Source organism: Actinotalea caeni, from assembly GCF_009733795.1.
Lineage (GTDB): Bacteria > Actinomycetota > Actinomycetes > Actinomycetales > Beutenbergiaceae > Pseudactinotalea > Pseudactinotalea caeni.
Window position 1 is genome coordinate 300,326 of sequence record NZ_WNXX01000001.1, and the last position, 20,200, is coordinate 320,525.

At 74.9% G+C, this 20,200-nt stretch carries 21 protein-coding genes; 9 read left to right on the forward strand and 12 right to left on the reverse strand.

What is annotated here, in order from left to right; genetic code table 11:
- Positions 1-106: 106 nt before the first annotated feature.
- Complete coding sequence (locus tag GPA02_RS01385) at positions 107-571, forward strand: Hsp20/alpha crystallin family protein (protein ID WP_204986462.1); 465 nt, start codon at positions 107-109, stop codon at positions 569-571.
- A 56-nt stretch (positions 572-627) separates the two neighbouring features.
- On the opposite strand, the gene GPA02_RS01390 is transcribed toward GPA02_RS01385, so the two are convergent.
- Complete coding sequence (locus GPA02_RS01390; protein ID WP_156198034.1) at positions 628-1,107, reverse strand: Lrp/AsnC family transcriptional regulator; 480 nt, start codon at positions 1,105-1,107, stop codon at positions 628-630.
- Positions 1,108-1,220: 113 nt separating this feature from the next.
- On the opposite strand from GPA02_RS01390, the gene GPA02_RS01395 reads away from it, so the two are divergent.
- Entirely contained in the window at positions 1,221-2,420 is a 1,200-nt protein-coding gene (locus GPA02_RS01395) for a trans-sulfuration enzyme family protein (protein WP_156198035.1), read from the forward strand.
- A 30-nt stretch (positions 2,421-2,450) separates the two neighbouring features.
- Positions 2,451-3,119, forward strand: coding sequence for a peptide deformylase (gene def / locus GPA02_RS01400; RefSeq protein ID WP_156198036.1), 669 nt, complete (start codon positions 2,451-2,453; stop codon positions 3,117-3,119).
- Between the two features lie 12 nt (positions 3,120-3,131).
- Here def and GPA02_RS01405 read toward each other — a convergent pair whose 3' ends face one another.
- Positions 3,132-4,646, reverse strand: coding sequence for a gluconokinase (locus tag GPA02_RS01405; protein ID WP_156198037.1), 1,515 nt, complete (start codon positions 4,644-4,646; stop codon positions 3,132-3,134).
- A gap of 40 nt (positions 4,647-4,686) precedes the next feature.
- Here GPA02_RS01405 and GPA02_RS01410 point away from each other — a divergent pair, with 40 nt between their 5' ends.
- Complete coding sequence (locus GPA02_RS01410; protein ID WP_156198038.1) at positions 4,687-5,673, forward strand: quinone oxidoreductase family protein; 987 nt, start codon at positions 4,687-4,689, stop codon at positions 5,671-5,673.
- Here the strand turns inward: GPA02_RS01410 and GPA02_RS01415 are convergent.
- The 10 genes from GPA02_RS01415 to GPA02_RS01455 form a co-directional block, all read right to left on the reverse strand.
- Complete coding sequence (locus GPA02_RS01415) at positions 5,640-6,179, reverse strand: flavodoxin domain-containing protein (protein WP_156198039.1); 540 nt, start codon at positions 6,177-6,179, stop codon at positions 5,640-5,642. The two genes, GPA02_RS01410 and GPA02_RS01415, sit on opposite strands and share 34 nt — an antisense overlap.
- Positions 6,180-6,239: 60 nt before the next feature.
- A complete protein-coding gene (locus tag GPA02_RS19405) occupies positions 6,240-6,371 on the reverse strand; it encodes a hypothetical protein (RefSeq protein WP_275689708.1) in 132 nt (43 codons plus the stop codon).
- On the reverse strand, positions 6,368-6,832 hold the full coding sequence (locus GPA02_RS01420; protein ID WP_156198040.1) for a maleylpyruvate isomerase N-terminal domain-containing protein: 465 nt from the start codon (positions 6,830-6,832) through the stop codon (positions 6,368-6,370). The genes GPA02_RS19405 and GPA02_RS01420 overlap by 4 nt, the downstream gene beginning before the upstream one ends.
- 32 nt (positions 6,833-6,864) lie before the next feature.
- Positions 6,865-7,512, reverse strand: coding sequence for a response regulator transcription factor (locus tag GPA02_RS01425; protein ID WP_156198041.1), 648 nt, complete (start codon positions 7,510-7,512; stop codon positions 6,865-6,867).
- A gap of 17 nt (positions 7,513-7,529) precedes the next feature.
- Complete coding sequence (locus GPA02_RS01430; protein WP_156198042.1) at positions 7,530-8,810, reverse strand: sensor histidine kinase; 1,281 nt, start codon at positions 8,808-8,810, stop codon at positions 7,530-7,532.
- Complete coding sequence (locus tag GPA02_RS01435; RefSeq protein ID WP_156198043.1) at positions 8,810-10,120, reverse strand: acyltransferase family protein; 1,311 nt, start codon at positions 10,118-10,120, stop codon at positions 8,810-8,812. The genes GPA02_RS01430 and GPA02_RS01435 overlap by 1 nt, the downstream gene beginning before the upstream one ends.
- Positions 10,121-10,219: 99 nt before the next feature.
- Entirely contained in the window at positions 10,220-12,808 is a 2,589-nt protein-coding gene (gene pheT / locus GPA02_RS01440) for a phenylalanine--tRNA ligase subunit beta (RefSeq protein WP_156198044.1), read from the reverse strand.
- Positions 12,808-13,863 (reverse strand): phenylalanine--tRNA ligase subunit alpha, encoded by a 1,056-nt coding sequence (gene pheS, locus GPA02_RS01445; RefSeq protein ID WP_156198045.1) that lies wholly within the window; start codon positions 13,861-13,863, stop codon positions 12,808-12,810. The genes pheT and pheS overlap by 1 nt, the downstream gene beginning before the upstream one ends.
- A 164-nt stretch (positions 13,864-14,027) precedes the next feature.
- A complete protein-coding gene (locus GPA02_RS01450; protein WP_156198046.1) occupies positions 14,028-14,801 on the reverse strand; it encodes a VOC family protein in 774 nt (257 codons plus the stop codon).
- Positions 14,798-14,947 carry a ribbon-helix-helix domain-containing protein gene (locus GPA02_RS01455; RefSeq protein ID WP_156198047.1) on the reverse strand — a complete coding sequence of 50 codons (150 nt, stop codon included), beginning with the start codon at positions 14,945-14,947 and terminating at the stop codon, positions 14,798-14,800. The genes GPA02_RS01450 and GPA02_RS01455 overlap by 4 nt, the downstream gene beginning before the upstream one ends.
- A gap of 116 nt (positions 14,948-15,063) precedes the next feature.
- Between GPA02_RS01455 and GPA02_RS01460 the strand changes: the two genes are divergently transcribed.
- The 5 genes from GPA02_RS01460 to GPA02_RS01480 all read left to right on the forward strand — a co-directional run bounded on the left by GPA02_RS01460 (position 15,064) and on the right by GPA02_RS01480 (position 20,191).
- Entirely contained in the window at positions 15,064-15,738 is a 675-nt protein-coding gene (locus GPA02_RS01460) for a DedA family protein (RefSeq protein ID WP_156198048.1), read from the forward strand.
- 72 nt (positions 15,739-15,810) lie between these two features.
- Entirely contained in the window at positions 15,811-16,911 is a 1,101-nt protein-coding gene (locus tag GPA02_RS01465; RefSeq protein ID WP_156198049.1) for an aminotransferase-like domain-containing protein, read from the forward strand.
- Between the two features lie 9 nt (positions 16,912-16,920).
- Complete coding sequence (locus GPA02_RS01470) at positions 16,921-18,003, forward strand: DNA polymerase domain-containing protein (protein WP_156198050.1); 1,083 nt, start codon at positions 16,921-16,923, stop codon at positions 18,001-18,003.
- A gap of 98 nt (positions 18,004-18,101) precedes the next feature.
- Positions 18,102-19,940: a Na+/H+ antiporter NhaA gene (gene nhaA / locus GPA02_RS01475; protein WP_156198051.1), complete on the forward strand. Its 1,839-nt coding sequence runs from the start codon at positions 18,102-18,104 to the stop codon at positions 19,938-19,940.
- A 62-nt stretch (positions 19,941-20,002) separates the two neighbouring features.
- A complete protein-coding gene (locus GPA02_RS01480) occupies positions 20,003-20,191 on the forward strand; it encodes a hypothetical protein (protein WP_156198052.1) in 189 nt (62 codons plus the stop codon).
- The last annotated feature ends 9 nt before the right edge of the window (positions 20,192-20,200 follow it).

The window sequence follows — 20,200 nt, forward strand, 5'->3', positions numbered from 1 at the left end:
TCTTGAGATGCCCCTCGGGGCACTGCCTCGCAGGGGCGACGACGCCACGACACGCCGGGACGCCGCAGGGTGCGGCGCCCGCCGGATCTGCAAGGAGGTGGTGGTTGTGGCACTGACCTTCGACCCCTTCCGTGAGATGGACCGGCTGACGGCCCGGCTGCTCACCGGTGACGGCGTCACTCGCGCCGCCAGCTGGATGCCGATGGACCTGTACCGGGTGGACGACCACTACGTCGTCAACGTCGACCTGCCCGGCGTCGACCCGGGCTCGATCGACCTCGACGTGGACGGCAGCACCCTGACGATCGCGGCCGAGCGCACGATCGGCGCGGCGGAGGGTGCCCGCTGGCTGGCCCAGGAGCGCCCGGCCGGTCGCTTCACGCGTCAGCTCGCCCTGGGTCGTGACATCGACATGGACGCGATCCACGCGACCTACGAGAACGGCGTGCTGTCGCTGAGCATCCCGATCGCGGACCGCGCGAAGCCGCGCAAGATCGCCGTCGAGCACAGCGCCGGCCCGCGCGAGATCACGCACGAGGAGGCTCCCGCGACCGTCGAGTCGAGCAGCTGAGCCGACGCCGTCCTGCTGCCCCGGGTCCGCCCCGGCGCCGGTCGGGCCCGCGGGGCTCACCGGGGCAGCAGGCCCGCTCCCTCGCGGTGGTCGAACACCAGGTGGGTCTCGGTCTGACGTACGACGCGGTGCGTCGTGATGTGGTTGAGCACCAGGTCCCGCAGCGCGAGCGCGTCGGCCGCCGCGACGTGCAGGTAGAAGTCGTCGGCACCGGCGACGTGGAAGACCTGCAGCGCGCCCGGCACCGCCGCCAGCGCGTCGTAGAGGGTGTTGACGTGCTCGTGGCTGTGGCTGCCGAGGCGCACCTTGATCATCGCCTGCACGGGGCTGCCGAGGGCGGCCGGGTCCAGGCGCACCGTCGCGCCCCGGATCACGCCGCGGCGTCGCAGCGCGCGCACCCGGTAGGCGCACGTCGACTCGGCGACGCCGAGCCGGCGCGCGAGCGCCTTGTTGGTGGTGCTCGCGTCCTCGACCAGGGCCAGCAGGATGGCCCGGTCCAGCGGGTCGAGCCCGGTCTCCGCCTGCGTTCCGGCCAATGCCGCCGCCTCCCCCGCTCCATCGGTTGCGCGATCCACGCATCATCGCAGCCCGTGCTGCACGACGTGCAACCGAGGTGGCTGCGGGTTGCGCGCTCGCCCATGCTGGCGCCATGACGCTGCGCCCCGAGACCCTGGCCGTGCACGCGGGCCGCGACGACCTCGCAGCCCTGGGTGTGCACGCGCCGCCGATCGACCTGTCCTCGACCTATCCGCTGCTCGACGTCGAGCACGGCGGCGACTCGTACGAGTCGATGGCGCTCGGCGGCGAGCCGCTGGCGGCGGGCGGCATGGTCTACCAGCGCCTGTGGAACCCGACGGTCGCGCGCTTCGAGGGCGCGCTGGCGGCGCTCGAGGGTGCCGAGGCGGCGGTCGCCTTCGCCTCCGGCATGGCCGCGGTCACGGCGGCCGTGCTCGCCTCCACGACCGCCGTCGGGCGGCGCCACGTCGTCGCCGTCCGTCCGCTCTACGGCGGCACCGACCACCTGCTCGCGAGCGGCCTGCTCGGCACCGAGACGACGTTCTGCGCACCGGGGTCGGTGCGGTCCGCCCTCCGGCCCGACACCGGTCTGGTGGTGCTCGAGACGCCCGCGAACCCGACCCTGGACCTCGTCGACGTCGCGGCGGTCGCCGAGCAGGCGGGCGACGTGCCGGTGCTCGTCGACAACACGTTCGCGACGCCGGTGCTGCAGCAGCCGCTGCGCTGGGGCGCCCGGATGTCGCTGCACAGCGCGACCAAGTACCTCGGCGGCCACGGCGACGTGGTGGGCGGCGTCGTGGCGTGCGACCGCGAGACGGCGGCCGCGCTGCGCCGGGTCCGCGCGGTCACGGGCGGGCTGATGCACCCGCTCGCCGGCTACCTGCTGCACCGCGGCCTGGCGACGCTGCCGACGCGCGTCCGGGCCCAGGAGGCCTCGGCGCGGACGCTCGCGACGTGGCTGACCGAGCACCCCGCCGTCGAGCGCGTGCACCACCCCGCGCTCGCCGAGGACCCCGACGGCGTCGTCGGCCGGCAGCTGCTCGGCACCGGCGCGATGGTCACGATCGAGGTGCGCGGCGGCTACGAGGCCGCGCGCGCCACGATCGAGGCGCTGCGCGTGTTCACGCACGCGGTCTCGCTCGGCGGGGTGGACTCCCTCGCCCAGCACCCGGCGGCGCTGACGCACCGCCCGGTCGCGCCCGACGCCCGACCGGCCGCGAACGTCGTGCGGCTCTCGGTCGGGCTCGAGGCCGTCGAGGACCTGCAGGCCGACCTCGACCAGGCGCTGCGGGCGGCGGCACGGACGGTCGGGGTGAGCGCCCTGGCGGGCTGAGCACCCCGCGCGACCTGGAAGACTGCTCCCATGCGAACGTTCGTCCAGGGTGTCGAGGTCTCCGACTACCCCGAGGTGCCGCCGGAGACCCTGCGCGGCAAGGTGCTGCGCGTGACCGAGGTCGGCGAGGAGGTGCTGCACCGGCGCAACGCCGACGTCCCCGAGGAGATGTTCGGGACCGACGAGCTGCGCACGCTCGTCGACGACATGTTCACGACGATGGCGGTCGCCGAGGGCGTCGGGCTGGCGGCGAACCAGGTCGGTGTCGACCTGCGGCTGTTCGTCTACGACCTGCCCGACACCGACGACGACGCCCGGCACGTCGGCCACATCTGCAACCCGGTCGTCGAGGTGGACCCCTCGGCCGGCACCAACGAGCACGAGGAGGGCTGCCTGTCGGTGCCCGGGCCGGGCGCGGACCTGTTCCGGCCCAGCCGCGTCGTCGTCACCGGCACCGACATCGAGGGCGCGCCGCTGCGGATCGAGGGCACCGGCTACTTCGCCCGCTGCCTGCAGCACGAGACCGACCACACCAACGGGCGCCTCTACATCGACCTGCTCGCCAAGCGCGAGCGCAAGCGCGTGCTCGCCGACATGCTCGAGCTGCGCGACCGGGTCATCGAGCGGCGCACCCGGCTCGCGCGCGAGCTGGACCGCGAGCCCGCCGAGTACCCCGCGCAGCCGCCCAGCGCGGGCTGAGCCGCCCGCCCCTCAGCGGGGCGGCAGGGTCGGCAGGTCGAGCGCACGCAGCGCGGCGAACGTCGGGGCGAGCGCGTCGTAGAGGCCGTCGAGCACGGGCCGCAGCCGCGCGTAGGTCTCGACGTGCGCGGGCACCGGCTCGACCGTCCGCACCACGCGCACGGCGGCCGCGGTCGCCTCGAGGGAGTCGACGATCCCCAGCGCCCTCATGCCCAGGATCGCGGCGCCGTAGCCCGACCCCTGCTGGCCGTCCAGCAGGTCGAGCGGCATCGCGAAGGCGTCGGCGAGCAGCTGCTGCCACAGCGCGCTGCGCATGACGCCGCCCGTGCCGCGCACCGAGTCGACCGCGATCCCGGCGGCGCGCATCGAGTCCAGCACGAGCGCGAGCTGCAGCGCGACGCCCTCGATCGCGGCGCGCACCATGTGCGGGCGGCCGTGCTCGCGCGTGAGCCCGACGAAGGCGCCCCGCCCCAGCGAGGTCCACCGCGGGGCGCGCTCGCTCATGAGGTACGGCGCCATCAGCAGGCCGCCGCTGCCGGGCGGTGCCTGCGCCGCCAGGGCCAGCAGCGCCTCCTCGGCGCCCGGGCCCAGGTCCGGGGCGAGCGCCTCGAGCGCCCACCGCATGACGATCCCGCCGTTGGTGACCGCTCCCCCGACGACCCACAGCCCCGGCGCGAGCGCGTAGCAGAACACCCGGCCGGCGGGGTCGACGACCGGACGGTCGACGACGACGCGCAGCGCCCCGGACGTGCCGAGCGAGCACGCCGCCATGCCGGGGCGGACGGCACCGACGCCGAGGTTCGCGAGCGGCCCGTCGCCGCCGCCGACGACGACCGGCGTGCCCGTCGGCAGCCCGACCCGTGCGGCGGGGGCGGCGGCGAGCGGCAGCGCCTGGGTGGTCGGCACGAGCTCGGGCAGCTGCTCGGCCGTCACGCCGGCGAGCGCGAGCGCCTCGGCGTCCCAGCGCAGCGACGCGAGGTCGAGCAGCCCGGAGGCCGAGGCGAGCGAGTGGTCGACGACCAGCCGGCCGGTGAGGTGCAGCAGCAGGTACTCCTTGACGCCGCACCACCAGCGCGCCCGGTCGCACAGCTGCGGCGCGTGCCGCGCGAACCAGCGCAGCCGCACCAGCGGCGACATCGGGTGCACGGGGGTGCCGGTGCGACGGTGCAGCGCGAGACCCGGCCCCGCCCGGAGCTCGTCGGCCTCGGCCTGGGCGCGCGTGTCGGCCCACGAGGTCAGCGCGGTGAGCGGGCGCCCGTCGCCGTCGAGCGCCATCAGCGTGTGCATCGCCGAGCTCAGCGCGACGCCCGCGACCCGGCCGGGACCGACGGCCGCGACCACCTCGGCGAGCAGCGACTCCACGGTCGCGCGGATCTGCTCGGGGTCCTGCTCGGCGTGGCCGGGGTGCGGCGCGTGCAGCGGGTAGCCGCGCTCGGCCTCGGCGACCGCCCGGCCGCTGGGCTCGTAGGCGACGACCTTGGTGGCGGTGGTCCCGACGTCGACGGCGATGACGAGCGGTCCGGGCACGTGCCCGACCGTAGCGGACACGCGTCGGTAGGTTGGACACGTGCGAGCGATCGAGGCAGCGACGAGCGGTGGTCCCGAGGTTCTCGAGCAGGTGGAGGTCCCCGACCCCGTGCCCGGTCCCGGCCAGCTGCTGGTGCGGACCGAGGCGATCGGGCTGAACTTCATCGACACCTACCAGCGCAGCGGCACCTACCAGGTCGAGCACCCGTTCCGTCCAGGTGGCGAGGGCACCGGCACCGTCGTCGCGGTCGGCGACGGCGTGGACTCGCCGGCGGTGGGCGACGCCGTCGCGTGGGCGGTCTCGGTCACGGGCTCCTACGCCGAGCTCGTCGTGGTCGACGCCGACCACGCCCTCCCGGTGCCCGACGGCCTCGACCTGCGCACGGCCGCGGCGCTGCCGCTGCAGGGGCTCACCGTGAGCATGCTGGTCGACGGCGCCTTCCACCTGCGGGAGGGCCACGACGTGCTGCTGACCGCGGGCGCGGGCGGCGTCGGGCTGCTGCTCACCCAGGTCGCCGCGCACCTCGGCGCGCGCGTGCTCACGACGACCTCGACCGACGAGAAGGAACGCCTCTCGCGCGAGGCGGGCGCCGCCGAGGTGATCCGCTACGACCGGATGGACGACCTCGCCACCGAGCTCCCGGCCGCGGTGCGCGAGCTCACCGGCGGCGCGGGCGTGCACGTCGTCTACGACGGCGTCGGGCGCGCCACGTTCGACGGCTCTCTCGGCTCGCTGCGTCGCCGCGGCACGCTGGTGCTGTTCGGCGCCGCGAGCGGTCCGGTGCCGCCGTTCGACCCGCAACGCCTCAACCGTGCCGGCTCGCTGTTCCTCACGCGGCCGACGATGATGCACTACATCGCCGACGTCGACGAGCGGGCGCGTCGCTGGCAGCAGGTGTCGGGCTGGGTGACCGACGGCGTCGTCGACCTCCGGGTCGGCGCGACGTTCCCGCTGGTTGACGCCGCGGCGGCGCACACGGCGCTCGAGGGGCGTCAGACCACGGGCAAGGTGCTGCTGCTGCCCTGAGCCTGCACGGCGAGCCGGCACGCCACCGCCTGCGCCCAGGCGCGCACCATCTCCGGGTCGCGGCGGTCGCGGTCGGCGGCCCCCACGGCGCCGATGAGCGCACGCTCGGCCGCGCTGAGCCGCCGGGTGTCGACGACGCCGCCGAACACCGGGTAGCGGGCACCGCGGTAGCCGTCGCTCGCGGGTGCCGTGACGGCGGGGCGCAGCGGGTCGGCGGTCGGGCTCTTGATCCCGACGGCGAAGACCCACACCGGCCCGGCGAGCGTGCGCGTGAGCCGCTCGGCCACGGCCTTGCCCTGCGCCAGCACGCGCGCGCCGTACACGGGGCTGCCGACCACGGCGGCGTCGACGTCGGTCAGCTCGTCGACGACGTCGGCGAGCTCCAGGAGCACCGCGGCGTCGGCGGTGCGGACCTCGTGGCCGGCGAGCCGCAGCTCGTCGGCGACGAGCGCGCCGACCTCGTGGGTGCTGCCGTGCTTGGACGCTGTGGCGACGAGAACTCTCATGGGCTCAGCATCGGGCCGGCCCACGGACCGGGTCTGGGACCCAGGTCCCGGGTGGTGGCGCTACTGGATGCCCTGCGCCATCAGCCGGTCGATCGCCGCCAGCGCCGTCTCGGTGCCGGTGACGGCGACGCCGCCCTCCTCGGGCCGGCGCACCCACGCCCACCGGGCGAGCTGCTCGACCGGGCCGCTCACGCGCGCGGTGGGCTCGCCGTCGTGCAGCCGGACGGCGCGTGGCTCGTCGAACTCCTTGCCGGACTTCGGGCCTCGTAGGTCTGCATCCGGCGCGTGAAGCCGGCGGTCTGGTCGGCGTCCCACCAGGTCCAGCGCGGCACCTCGTCGTCGAGCGCACCCAGCTGCTCGAGCAGCGCCGCGGTGGCGGCCTCGCGCACCGGCAGCAGCTCGGCGACCGTCGCGGGGCGCGCGGGCTTGTCCTCCTCGATCGCCTCGACGGCCGCGTCGTCGCGAGGGTCGCGGGCGAGCACGGCGGACCAGAAGGTGTGCACCTCGGTGAGGTGGTAGAGCAGGTCGGCGAGGTCCCACCCCGGGCACGTCGGCACGGGGGCCTGCGGGTCGGCCTGCGCCACCACCTCGGCGAGCCGTCGCAACTCGGTCTCGATCACGGCGTGCCTGACGTGCTTGGCGAGCGTGTCCATCGATCGACGGTAGCCCGCAGGGCCGACAGCCGTCAGGTGTCCGGGTCGTCGAGCCAGGCGATGACGGCGAGCACGCGCCGGTGGTCGTCGGGCGACGGCGGCAGGTCGAGCTTGTCGAGGATCGACGACACGTGCTTCTCGACCGATTTCGGCGTGATGAACAGCATCCGCGCGATCGCGGTGTTGGTGCGGCCCTGGGCCATGAGCGAGAGCACCTCGCGCTCGCGCTCGGTCAGCCGCTGCAGCGGCCGGGCGCGGCGGCCGGCGAACAGCTGCGCGACCACGGTCGGGTCGAGCACGGTGCCGCCCTCGACGAGCCGGCGCAGCGCGTCGGTGAGCTCCTCGAGCGCCGCGACCCGGTCCTTGAGCAGGTAGCCGACCCCGGCGCCGGTCGCCAGCAGGTCGGCCGCGTAGGACTGCTCGACGTACTGCGAGAGCACGAGCACCGCCGTCCCGGGCACCTCGGACCGGATCCGCACCGCGGCGCGGAGCCCCTCGTCGGTGAACGACGGCGGCATCCGCACGTCGAGCACCGCGACGTCGGGGTGGTGCTCGACCACGGCGGCGACCGCGGCGTCGCCGTCGTCGACGGCGGCGACGACCTCGCAGCCCGCCTCGTCGAGCAGGCGGACGAGACCCTCCCGCAGCAGCAGGGAGTCCTCGGCGAGCACGGCACGCATCGAGACCCGAGCCTAGGTCACGGGGCGGGGATCGTCGCGAGCACCGTGGTGCCGCCGTCCTCGGGGCTGACGACCTCCAGCCGCCCGTCGACCCCGCCCAGCCGGTCGGCGAGCCCGGCGAGCCCGTGCCCCTTGGCGGGGTGCGCGCCGCCGCGCCCGTCGTCGGTCACGCGCACGCGCAGCGTGCCCGCGGCGGTCTCGTCGACCTGCACCTGGACGATCGTGGCGTCGCTGTGCTTGGCGGCGTTGGCGAGCGCCTCGGACACGACGAAGTAGGCGGCGGTCTGCTGCTGGAACCCGTGCCGGTGGTCCTCGGGCAGCCTGACCTCGACCTGCACCCGCAGCGGGCTCTGGCCCGCCAGCGAGGTGATCGCGGCCGCCAGCCCCCGGTCGGCCAGCACCGGCGGCGCGATCCCGCGCGACATCGTGCGCAGCTCGCCGAGGCCGGCCTGCACCTGCTCGAGGGCCGACGCGAGCGGCTCGCGCGCGGCCTCGGGGTCGCCGGCGTCGAGTCGCCGCAGCGCCGCCTGGACGTCCATCGTGGTCCGCACGAGCCGCTGCTGCGGGCCGTCGTGCAGGTCCCGCTCGATCCGACGCAGCGCCTGCGACTCTGCGTCGACGACGGCCGCCCGGCTGGCGGTGAGGTCGTCGATCCGGGCGCGCAGCCGCGCGGGGCGGCTGGCGAGCAGCGCGAACCGCTCCAGCCCGACGTGCGCCATCACCAACGCCCGCACGACCCACGGCGCGGTGAGCAGCAGCAGAGCGCCGGCAGCGAGCTGGACGAGCCACTCCGGCACGAGCCCGTCGAGGCCCAGCAGCCAGGCGAGCCCGCGGGAGTCCTCGTCGACGGGGAGGAACCGGCCCCAGAACCAGTAGAGCAGACCGGCCGCGCCCGCGACCCACCACGTGACCGTGACCACGAAGGTGGTGATCGAGAGCGGGAAGTCGAGCAGCGCGCGGAAGACGTCCATCCAGCTCTGCCCGTGCCGCATCCGCGCGAGCGATCGGCGCCACACGGTGCGCCGCTCCGGCCGCGGCGGGCGCGTGCCCTGCTCGAGCCGGTGCCCGTGCGCCCGCAGCCTGTCCCGGGTCAGCTCGCCGATGCCGTTGACCGCGGTGAGCAGGCCGCCGAGGACGACGACACCGATCCCCAGCACCAGCAGCGGCACCCCGAGCGAGGGCACGAGCACCATCAGCACGAAACCGGCGATCGCCAGCGGCAGCTGCGCGAGCAGGAACCCGGTGTCGTGCGCCGCGCGCGCGTACCGACCGGGACGGGGCGCGGTGGGGGCTGCCATCACGCCACCATGCCCGTTCGACGGCCCGGTGCGCCAGCCGGGTGCGCGCCGAGCAGCAGCGCTCCCGCGACCAGCGCCCAGGTCGCCACGAGCGGTCCGTGCAGGGCCGGCAGCCGCGCCGGGTCGAACCCCGAGACGGTCAGCGCCAGCACGCCGAGCACGACCAGCGCGGCACCACCGACCAGCCGGCGGCCCGTCACACCGGCGCCGCGCAGCGCGAACCGGCGCGTCGCGGCGACGCTCAGGGCCAGCACGGCACCCGAGCCGAGCAGCCACACCGGCACCATCAGCCACCAGCCGGCGCTGCCCACCGGGTGCCCCTCGACACCGAGCGCCACCATCCCGGTCGCGACCACCACCGCGGCGGGCGTGTGCCACAGGTACACCGCCATCGTGTGCGGCACCCAGCGGTCGACGGCGGCCGCGACCACGGGACGCTCGACCAGCCGGGTCAGCGGTCCCCGCAGGGCGTGCAGCAGCCCGACCTGCCCGACGGCGAGCGCGAGCAGCGCGGCCGAGGGCGGGTTCATGTTCGACACGGTCGTGCCCGGCAGCCCGATCATCGCGGCCGGGTAGGGGCCGAGCACGACGAGCAGCCCGAGGGCCGCGACGCCGGCGAGACCCACGAGCGCCGCAAACCGGCCGTGCAGCCGACCGAGCCTGCCGCGGGCCGCGTGCATGCCGAGAGCGTGCACGGCCGCCCAGACGAGCACGGCGTTGACGTAGCCGGCCTCCTCCCAGCCGAGCCCGAACCGCAGCACGTCGACGCCGACCGCCGCGGCCGCGAGGACGCCGATCTCGACGCCGCGGCACCGGTCGACCACCCGCAGCAGCACAGGCGTGAGCACGGTGAGGAGCACGAGCACGACGAGGAACCACAGCAGCCCGCCGATCATGCGGCCGCCGACGCTCACCAGCTCGGGGTCGAGCCCGGCGGCCAGCAGCACCGGGGGCAGCGGCAGCCAGACGGCGGCCAGCACGACGAGACCGCCGACGAGCCGCACGAGCCGGCGCGACACCCACGCGCCGTCGGGCACCGCTCGGCCGCGCAGGCTGAGCACGGTCGCGGCGCCGGAGGTGAAGAACACCAGCGGCATCACCTGCGTGACCCAGGTGGCGGGCCACAGGTGGGCGAGCACGTCGGCGCGCTCGGGCACGACGGCCGCGCCGTCGAGCACGAGCATCGGCAGCAACCAGTGCTGGGCGACGACGAGCACCATCGCAGCGAGCCGGACGAGGTCGAGGAACCGGTCGCGCGCGCCGGCGGATGGTGGCGTCACGGCGGGACGAGCGGGAGCAGCCGTGGTCATGCGACCAGCCTCGCGACCGCGACGGGCCGCTCCCAGGGTGCCCGCCGGTCGAGGCGGGGTGGGGCGCTCCCTACCCCGCGGCGGCGGCGGACCCCCGGCTCAGGCGCGCAGCGTCGCCCCGAACCGCTCCCCCGCGGCCCGCACGACGGCGTCCCGCACCGCGGCGGTCTCCTCGCCGGTGAGCGTGCGGTCGCCGCGCAGCCGAAGCGCGAACGCGAGCGACTTCGTTCCCTCCGGGAGGTTGGCACCGGTGTAGACGTCGAAGAGGCGGACCTCCTCGGCGACCTCGCCCGCGGCGGCGGTCACGACGTCGAGCACCTCGCCGGCCGGCACGTCGGCAGGCACCACGAGCGCGATGTCCTCCTTCGCGAGCGGGAAGGTCGACAGCCCGCGCACCTGGCGCGGCCGGTCCGGCGCGGCGTCGAGCAGCAGGCCGAGGTCGATCTCGAGCGCGACCGCGCGCGGCGGCAGCCCGAGCTCGGCGACCACGCGCGGGGCGAGCTCGCCCGCGTGCCCGACGAGGGCGCCGTCGGCGGTCGTCACGCGCGCGCACCGCCCGGGGTGCCACGGGGCGTGGTCGGGGTCGTTGGCGACGTGCACGGCCGCACCGAGCTCGCGGGCGACGTCGCGGACGAGCGCGACCGCGTCGGCGGCGTCGTAGGCACGGGCCTCGGTCCCCGGACCGGCGGGTACCGCCTCGCCGACGAGCACCGCGGCGAGACGCAGCGGCTGCGGCGGCACGGCGGCCCGCACGGCCTCGAGGTCGGCGGGCTCCGGGAGCCGGCCGGGAGGCGGCAGCGGCGAGGACGACAGCGGCCCGGTGGGCCGGGTGACCGAGCCGATCTCGTAGATCGCGAGGTCGGTGCTGCCCCGGCCGACGTTGCGGACCGCGGCCTCGAGCAGCGTGTCGAGCAGCGAGGTCCGCATGAGCGGCGCGTCCTGCGCGAGCGGGTTGCGCAGCCGCACCGCCCGGCGGCGGGGGTCGTCGGCCGGCAGCCCGAGGGCGTCGTGCCGCGACGCGCCGACGAACGGGTAGGTGAGCACCTGCACGAGACCGGCGTCGGCGAGCAGGTCCGCGACGCGACGACGCCGGCGTTGCCGCAGCGTCAGCCCCGTGCCGGCGGGGGCCTGCGGGAGCACCGAGGGCACCTGGTCGTAGCCGCGCAGCCGCACGACCTCCTCGACGAGGTCGGTGGGCTCCACGAGGTCGGGGCGCCAGGACGGCGGCGTCACCAGGACCCGCGAGACGCGCGCGGCGTGACGACCGCTCGGGGCGTCGTCGGTCGGCACGTCGGAGACCTCGGCGCCCACGCTGCGCAGGGTCTCCACGACCTGCTCGTCGGTGTAGTCGACGCCGACGAGCCGGCTCGCGAGCTGGGTGTCGAGCTCGATCGGCGCGGGCGGGGTGGTCCGGTCGACGTCGGTGACGGCCTCGTCGTCGGCGACCCCGCCGCCGAGCTCGACGAGCAGCTCGACGGCGCGCTGCGCGGCCGCGGCCTGCAGCCGCGGGTCGACGCCGCGCTCGAACCGCTTGGACGCCTCGCTCGGCAGCCGGTGCCGGCGCGCCGTGCGCGCGATCGACACCGGGTCGAAGTGCGCGGCCTCGATCAGCACGTCGGTGGTGCCGCTGCCGACCTCGGTCTCGGCGCCACCCATGACGCCGGCGACGCCGATCGGGCGGGAGCCCGGGCCGTCCGGGGAGTCGGTGATGAGGAGGTCCTCGGCGTCGAGCGCGCGGTCGACGTCGTCGAGCGTCGTCATGCGCTCGCCGGGGCGGGCGCGCCGGACGACGATCGGCGCGTGCAGCGTGGCGAGGTCGTAGGCGTGCAGCGGCTGCCCGAGGTCGAGCATGACGTAGTTCGTCACGTCGACGGCGAGCGAGATCGGCCGCATGCCGGCCTGCCGCAACCGGGTGCTCATCCAGGCGGGCGTGGGCGCGTTCGGGTCGACGCCGCGCACGACGCGAGCGACGAACCGGTCGCAGCCGGGCGCGCCGTGGATCGGCGCGTCGTCGGCGAGCTCGACGCCGAACCCGCCCGCGGTGGCGCCGGGTGCTCGCGCCGCGAGCTCGAGCGCGCGGTCGGTGAAGGCGGCCCCGGTCGAGTGGGAGTACTCGCGGGCGACGCCGCGCATCGAGAAGCAGTACCCGCGGTCGGGGGTGACGTTGATCTCGAGGACCTCCTCCCCCAGCCCCAGCAGCCCGATCGCGTCGGTGCCGGGGGCGGGCGGGTCCTCGAGCACCATGATCCCGCCGTGGTCCTCGCCGAGCCCCAGCTCGCGCTCGCTGCAGATCATGCCGTCGCTGATGTGGCCGTAGGTCTTGCGCGAGGCGATCGCGAAGTCGCCGGGCAGCACCGCGCCCGGCAGCGCCACCACCACCGCGTCGCCGACGCCGAAGTTGTGCGCGCCGCACACGATGCCGCGGCCCGGGCCCTCGCCGTCGACGTCGTCGGCGTTGTGCTCCGGCCCGACGTCGACGCGGCACCAGTTGATCGTCTTGCCGTTCTTCTGCTCCTCGGGCACGACCGAGAGCACGCGGCCGACCACCAGCGGGCCGGTGACCGCCGCGGGGACGATCGCCTCCTCCTCCAGGCCGACGCGCACGAGGTCGGCGGCCAGCCCGGCCGCGGTGGTGCCGGCGGGCACCTCGACGTGGTCACGGAGCCACTCGATCGGGACGTACGGCACTACAGCTGCCCTCCTGCCAGGCCGAGCGAGAACCGGACGTCGGCCTCGACCATGTCGTGCATGTCCTCGATGCCGTGCTGCAGCATCAGGGTGCGCTCGATCCCCATGCCGAACGCGAAGCCCGAGTAGACCTCGGGGTCGATGCCGCAGGCGCGCAGCACGTTGGGGTTGACCATGCCGCAGCCGCCCCACTCGATCCAGCCCGGGCCGCCCTTCTTCTGGGGGAACCACAGGTCCATCTCGGCGCTGGGCTCGGTGAAGGGGAAGAAGCTGGGGCGCAGCCGGGTGCGGGCCTCGGGACCGAACATCGCGCGCGCGAAGTGGTCGAGCGTGCCGGTGAGGTGCGCCATCGTCAGGCCCTTGTCGACCGCGAGCCCCTCGACCTGGTGGAACACCGGGGTGTGGGTCGCGTCGAGCTCGTCGGTGCGGAACACCTTCCCCGGGCAGGCGACGTAGACCGGCACGCCGCGGTCCAGCAGCGTGCGGGCCTGCACCGGCGAGGTGTGCGTGCGCAGCACCAGGTGCGGGTCCTCGCCCCCCTCGCCCTCGACGTAGAAGGTGTCCTGCATCTGCCGCGCCGGGTGGTCGGGCTTGAAGTTGAGCGCGTCGAAGTTGAACCACTCGTGCTCGACCTCGGGGCCCTCGGCGATCTCCCAGCCCATCGAGGTGAAGAAGTCGGCGACGCGGTCCATGAGGGTGTCGAGGGGGTGACGCGCGCCCGCGCGGGCACGCTGCACCGGCACGGTCAGGTCGACGGCCTCGGTGCGCAGCACCGCGGCGTCGCGCTCGGCCTCCAGCTCCTCCTGGCGCTGCTTCAGCGCCGCACCGAGCCGCCCGCGGGCCTGGCCCACGAGCTTGCCTGCCGCGGCCTTGTCGGCCGGGTCGAGCCCGCCGATCGCGCGGTTGGCGAGCGCCAGCGGGCTCTTCTCGCCGGAGTGCGCGATCCGCACCTGCTTGAGGGCGTCGAGGTCGGCGGCCGCGGCGACGGCCGCGAGGGCCTCGTCGAGGGCGCGGGCGACGCCGTCGGCGTCGAGCGGTGATGGCGCGTCGGACATGCACAACCTTCCTGGGGATCGAGCGGGACGACGGAGCCCGCCCGGGCCGGCACACGCAGCGACGGTGCCGTCAGATCAGCGCACGCGCCGGCCCGAAGCGGGCCCGGTAAATCGCGTCGCGTGCACGGGCCAAGTCTGCCAGACGCCCGCGACCGCCCGTCGACTCAGCCGAGGCGGTACCCGTACAGGTCGGTCATGGCGCCGTTGACCCAGATCGTGTCGCCGTCGGGGCAGCGCGTCAGCAGCGTGCGGTTGTAGGACTCGTCGACGACGTGGGCGTCGTCGAGCCCGGCGGCACGGAGGCGCTCGAGCAGCGCGTCGGCGTCGTCGTGCTCGAAGGTGAGCCCGACGCCGACCTCGCGCACCGAGCCCGGCGCTGCCGGAGGGTCGACGGGCGGCTCGGAGGCGAGGTCGTCGGCACCGTGCACCGCGACCAGGCCCCCGCCGTCGGGGACCTCGAGGTCGACCCAGCCGCCGCGCTCGCCGCTGATCCGGCGCGCGAGCCCCCAGGTGGCGAACCAGTCGCCCGCGGCGGGGACGTCGCGCGTGACGAGCATCGGCATCACGCGCAGCCCGGGGTCCGGCGTCGCACCGTCGGCCGGCGCGGGCGACAGCGCGCCGGCGGCCATCTCGCCGCCGAACGGCGTCGTGCCGAGCAGCAGCGGGATCGCGGCGTCCTCGACGCGCCTGGTCTCGATGCCGGCCGCACGCCAGCGGTCGGCGAGGGCGTCGAGGTCGTCGGTCTCGAACGCCAGCGTCGTGGTGCCTGCGAACGGGTCGCCCTCGGCGACCGCGTGCAGCGCCAGCCGGCCCGCGCCGGCGCCGAGGACCACCCAGTCGTCGGTGTCCAGCAGCACGACGAGCCCGAGCCTCGTGGCCCACGCGCGCATCTCGTGCAGGCGTGAGGTGTAGCGGATCGGTCGGACGACGAGCCTCATCGGTCGGCCTCCCCGGCCGCCAGGTAGGCGCGCAGCGCCTGCTCGACGAGCGTCGAGAGCGTCACGCCCTCGTCGATCGCCCGGTGCTTGACCTCCCGCACGAGGTCCGGCGGCAGGTAGACGTTGAACTGTGCTTTCGCTGTCATGCTAGCAACATAGCACTCGGGCGCACACGGGGGTTGGCCCGGCACGGCTGGCACCCGGCTCGGACCCCGGCCAGCCGCCTCGGCCGCGACGCGCTCGCCCCGTAGCGTGTGGCCTCATGCAGACGGCTGGTGCGAGCGTGTCCGGAGACTACGAGGGCTTCATCGGGTGGGTGCTGTCGCTCATCGACACGATGGGCGAGATCGGCGTCGGGCTCGCCGTCCTCATCGAGAACTTCTTCCCGCCGATCCCGTCCGAGGCGATCCTGCCCGGCGCGGGGTTCCTCGCCTACGACGGCCGGATGAGCTTCTGGTGGGCGCTGGTCGCCGCGACGCTGGGCAGCGTCGTCGGCGCCTGGGTCTGGTACGGGCTGGGCGCCGCTCTCGGCCGGCGCCGCACCCGGCGGATCTTCGAGAAGATGCCGCTCGTCGACGCCGAGGACTTCGACAAGGCCGAGGCGTTCTTCGACCGTTGGGGCGGCCTCGCCGTCCTCCTCGGCCGGTGCGTGCCGATCGTGCGCTCCTTCATCTCGGTGCCCGCGGGCATCGAGCGCATGTCGCTGGTCGTCTTCACCGCCTACACGACGCTCGGGTCGCTGGTCTGGAACGGCATCTGGATCGGCCTCGGCTTCGGCTTCGGCCCGGCGATCGAGCCGGTGCTCGAGCAGTGGAGCGGCGTGCTCTCCAAGATCGTCGTCGGCGTGATCCTCGCGCTGCTGGCGTGGTTCGTGGTCGCGCGGCTGCGTCGCAACGCCCGTCGCCGTCGCGAGGCGGACCCGCAGGGCGTCGCCTGAGCACTCCTCCCGTCGGCCCGGGTGCTGGACGTCACACACGTCGCGCTCCCCCGGTTCCCTAGGCTGAGGCCCATGGCCGCAGAACCCGCACCGATCTCGTTCGCCCGAGGCGCCCCGTCGCTGGACATCATCGACGTCGAGGGCCTCAAGGCCGCCGCCGAGCGCGCCTTCACCGAGGACCCCGCCGGGACGTTCGCCTACGGGACGTCGGTCGGGTACCTGCCGCTGCGCGCCTGGATCGCCGAGCGACACGGCGTCGCCGAGAACCAGGTGCTGGTGACGAACGGCTCGATGCAGGCCGACGCGTTCCTGTTCTCGACGCTGGTCTCCGCAGGTGACGCGGTCGTCGTCGAGCGCCCCTCCTACGACCGCACGCTCGGCTCGCTGCGCTCGCTCGGCGCCGACCTGCACGCCGTGGACATCGAGCCCGACGGCGTCTCGGTCGACGGCGTGCGGCAGCTGCTCGACTCCGGCGTCTCGCCCCGGCTGGCCCACCTCATCCCGAACTTCCACAACCCCGCGGGCTACACCCTGAGCGCCGACAAGCGCACCGCTCTGGTGGCGCTCGCGCGCGAGCACGGGTTCACGATCTTCGAGGACGACCCCTACGTCGAGCTGCGCTTCCGCGGCGAGCGGCTGCCGACGATGTTCGAGCAGTCCGACGGCGAGGTCGTGTACGCGAGCTCGTTCTCCAAGACGGTGTGCCCCGGCATCCGCGTCGGCTACCTGGTCGGCCCGGCCGACCTCATCGGCGACATCGCGAGGCTGGCGACCTCGACGTACATCTCGCCGAGCATGGTGAGCCAGTCGATCGTCAACGCGTTCGTGCGCGGCGGCTCCTACGAGGCCTCGATCGAGACCGTCAAGACCGCGCTCGCCGAGCGCGCCCGGGTGCTGTGCGAGGGCCTGCGCGCCGAGCTCCCCGAGGTCGAGTTCGTCGAGCCCGAGGGCGGCTACTTCCTGTGGCTGACGTTCCCCGAGGGCACCGACGGCGACGCGCTCTTCGACGCCTGCACCGCCCGCGGCCTGCAGGTCGTCAAGGGCTCGGACTTCCTGCTCGACGACGCCCGCCACCACCTGCGGCTGGCCTACTCCGGCGTCGGCACCGCGCAGATCGCCGAGGGCGTCACCAGGCTCGCCGAGGCCTACCGCTCGCTGGAGGCTGCTCACTAGCCTGGGGCCATGCCGAAGACCCCGCCGGCCGTCCTCGTCGTCGGCGAGCGCGAGGTGCGGGTCTCCAGCCCGGACCGCGTGATCTACGAGGCGACCGAGCGCACCCCGGAGATCACCAAGCTGCAGGTGTGCTCTTACGTCGCCGAGGTCGGCGAGGTGATGATGCGGTCGATCGGCGAGCGGCCGACTGCGATGGAGCGCTGGCCGAGCGGCTGGCGCGAGGGGATGCGGCTGGCGACCGGTCCGCAGGACCGTGACGCCGACGGCTTCTACCAGAAGCGGCTCCCCCGCGGCGCGCCCGACTACGTCGAGACCGCGACGATCACGTTCCCCAGCGGCCGCACGGCGGACGAGCTGTGCCCCACCGAGCCGGCCGTGCTCGTGTGGGCCGCGCACATGGGCACGCTCACCTTCCACCCGTGGCCGGTGCGCCGGCCCGACCTCGACCACCCCGACGAGCTGCGCCTGGACCTCGACCCGCAGCCCGGCACCGACTTCCGCGACGCCCAGCGGGTGGCGGAGGTCGCGCGCGAGCTGCTCGCCGAGCTCGGGATGCGTGGCTACCCCAAGACCAGCGGCAACCGCGGCATCCACGTCTACGTGCGGATCGAGCCGCGGTACTCCTTCGAGGACGTGCGCCACGCGGCGATCGGCTTCGGTCGCGAGCTCGAGCGCCGCGACGACGGCGTCACGGTCGCGTGGTGGAAGGAGGAGCGCGGCGAACGCATCTTCGTCGACTTCAACCAGAACAACCGCGACCGCACGATCGCGGGCGCATGGAGCCTGCGGGCACGGCCCGGAGCACCGGTGAGCACACCGCTGACGTGGGAGCAGCTCGCCGAGCTGCGCGACCCGCGCGACCTCAACATCCTCACCGTCCCGGAGCGGCTCGCCGACGGCGACCCGTGGGCCGACATGGACGACGTCGCCTACCCGCTCGAGCCGCTGCTGGAGCTGTGGGAGACGCTGCCTGGAGGCGAGCTGAGCTTCCCGCCGGACTACCCGAAGATGCCCGGCGAGCCGCCGCGCGTGCAGCCGAGCAAGAAGGTCGCGTCGCACTGGGACGCCGACGGCAACCGCGTCGAGGGCTGAGCGGGGCCGTGGACCGAGGCTGGGCGCTGGAATGCGCTGCCCCGTCGTCTCGTTGGTGCGGTCGCACCTGACCCACACCCGCTGACCGAGGAGCTGGCGTGCACGAGAACCGGCCCGACTGGCTGACCGCCGTCATCGACCGGCTGCGCACCGAGACGGGCGCGGCGCTGCTGCTCGCGACCTTCGCGGCTGTCGCGCTCGTGTGGGCGAACTCCCCCGCCTCCGGATCCTACGAGGCGCTGTGGCACACCACGCTCGGGATCCACCTCGGCGACGTCAGCATCGAGATGGACCTGCACGCGTGGGTCAACGACGGCCTGATGGTGCTGTTCTTCTTCCTCATCGGGCTCGAGGTGCGGCAGGAGCTGGCGGTGGGCTCGCTGCGGGACCGCCGGCGCGCGCTGGTGCCGCTGGTCGCCGGGCTCGTCGGCGTCGTGCTGCCTGCGCTCGTCTACCTGATGATCGCGGGCAGGGAGGCACCGGGCGGCTGGGGCGTCGTCATCGGCACCGACACCGCGTTCCTGCTCGGCGTGCTCGCGCTGGTGGGGCCGGCGATGTCCAACCAGCTGCGGGTGTTCCTGCTGACGCTCACGGTCGTCGACGACTTCCTGGCGGTCGCGGTGATCGGCGTCGTCTACACCGAGGACCTGCGGCCCTGGCCGCTGCTGGTGGCGCTCGCGATGCTGGGCCTGCTGTGGCTGCTCGGCCGCTCCAGCGTGTGGCGCAGCGCGCCCTACGTGGTCGTCGTCGCGGTGCTCTGGGGCGCGACGCTCGTCTCCGGCGTGCACCCCTCGCTCGCCGGCATGGCCGCGGGCCTGCTCGTGCCCGCGGCCACCACGCAGCGGCGGCACGTCGAGGCCGCCAAGAGGCTGTTCCGCGACTACTGGCAGTCACCCGAGGCGCGGGTGGCGCGCACGGTGCGCGCCGGGCTCGCGCGGTCGATCTCCGTGAACGACCGGCTCCACGACGTGCTGCGCAGCCCGGTGTCGCTCGTCGTCGTCCCGATCTTCGCGCTCGCCAACGCCGGTGTCGACCTGCGCGGCGGCGTCCTCGCGACCGCGCTCGCCTCGCCGATCACGTGGGGTGTCACGGCCGGCCTGGTCCTCGGCAAGCTCGTCGGCGTCTCGCTCGGCGCGTGGGCCGCCGTCCGCGCGGGTCTCGGGCGGCTGCCCGACGGCGTCGGCCCGGGCAGCGTCCTGGGCGGTGCCGCGCTGTCCGGCATCGGGTTCACGATGGCGCTGCTGATCATCAGCCTCTCGCTCGAGGGCGAGCAGGCCGACGACGCGACGATCGGGGTGCTGCTCTCGCTCGTGCTGGCGACCGCGCTCGGCGCGCTGGTGTTCCGGATCGCCCGCACCCGGTGGGGCGAGGAGACCGCCGACCTGCCGACCCGGCTGACGCCCGACGTCGACCCCGACCGCGACCACGTGCGGGGCGACCCCGAAGCCCCGCTCACGGTCGTGGAGTTCCTCGACTTCGAGTGCCCGTTCTGCGCGCGCACGACCGGCATGTGGAAGGACCTCCACGAGCACTTCGGCGACCGGGTCCGCTACGTCGCCCGGCACCTCCCGCTCGACGGGCCGCACCCGCACGCCCGCGCCGCAGCCGTCGCGGCAGAGGCGGCCGGGCGGCAGGGGAAGTTCTGGGAGATGCACGACGTGCTGTTCGCCCACCAGCAGCACCTCGAGCCCGACGACCTGCGCCGGTACGCGGCCGACCTCGGGCTCGACCTCGAACGGTTCGACGCCGACCTGCGCGACCCCGAGGTGATGGCCCTGGTCGAGCGCGACGAGCGCAGCGCGCACGACTCCGGCGCCCGCGGCACCCCGACCTTCTTCCTCAACGGCGAGCGCCACCGCGGCCCGCACGACGCGCGGACCCTGATCGCCGCGCTGGAGGCGCCCGAGAGCATGGCGGCCTCCCGGCGCCGCTCCTGACCCCGTGCCGCCGCATCGCGCGCGGGTGAACGATCCACGCAGCCTGCACGAGGAGCGGCCCCATGGACGTGACCACCTTCTACGCGCTGCTCTCGGCCACCTGCTTCACGCTGCTGGGCCTGTGGTGGGGCGTCGTGCAGCGGCAACGGCCCGCGTGGAGCAGGAGTAGCCGACCCCTCGTGGCCCTCGGCGGTGGTGATGTCGGCGAACAGGAACACTCACCTCGGTCATCGGCCGCTGCCGACCGGTGACCACCGTGA

Excerpts from the sequence above, each read along its gene's own strand:
- GPA02_RS01395 (WP_156198035.1), top strand. The coding sequence starts at position 1,221 with ATGACGCTGCGCCCCGAGACCCTGGCCGTGCACGCGGGCCGCGACGAC.
- def (WP_156198036.1), top strand. The coding sequence starts at position 2,451 with ATGCGAACGTTCGTCCAGGGTGTCGAGGTCTCCGACTACCCCGAGGTG.
- GPA02_RS01455 (WP_156198047.1), bottom strand. The coding sequence starts at position 14,947 with ATGACAGCGAAAGCACAGTTCAACGTCTACCTGCCGCCGGACCTCGTG.
- GPA02_RS01425 (WP_156198041.1), bottom strand. The coding sequence starts at position 7,512 with ATGCGTGCCGTGCTCGCCGAGGACTCCCTGCTGCTGCGGGAGGGTCTC.
- GPA02_RS01470 (WP_156198050.1), top strand. The coding sequence starts at position 16,921 with ATGCCGAAGACCCCGCCGGCCGTCCTCGTCGTCGGCGAGCGCGAGGTG.
- GPA02_RS01435 (WP_156198043.1), bottom strand. The coding sequence starts at position 10,120 with ATGACCACGGCTGCTCCCGCTCGTCCCGCCGTGACGCCACCATCCGCC.
- pheS (WP_156198045.1), bottom strand. The coding sequence starts at position 13,863 with ATGTCCGACGCGCCATCACCGCTCGACGCCGACGGCGTCGCCCGCGCC.
- GPA02_RS01415 (WP_156198039.1), bottom strand. The coding sequence starts at position 6,179 with ATGAGAGTTCTCGTCGCCACAGCGTCCAAGCACGGCAGCACCCACGAG.
- GPA02_RS01480 (WP_156198052.1), top strand. The coding sequence starts at position 20,003 with ATGGACGTGACCACCTTCTACGCGCTGCTCTCGGCCACCTGCTTCACG.
- GPA02_RS01460 (WP_156198048.1), top strand. The coding sequence starts at position 15,064 with ATGCAGACGGCTGGTGCGAGCGTGTCCGGAGACTACGAGGGCTTCATC.
- GPA02_RS01430 (WP_156198042.1), bottom strand. The coding sequence starts at position 8,810 with ATGGCAGCCCCCACCGCGCCCCGTCCCGGTCGGTACGCGCGCGCGGCG.
- GPA02_RS01420 (WP_156198040.1), bottom strand. The coding sequence starts at position 6,832 with ATGGACACGCTCGCCAAGCACGTCAGGCACGCCGTGATCGAGACCGAG.
- GPA02_RS01465 (WP_156198049.1), top strand. The coding sequence starts at position 15,811 with ATGGCCGCAGAACCCGCACCGATCTCGTTCGCCCGAGGCGCCCCGTCG.
- GPA02_RS01450 (WP_156198046.1), bottom strand. The coding sequence starts at position 14,801 with ATGAGGCTCGTCGTCCGACCGATCCGCTACACCTCACGCCTGCACGAG.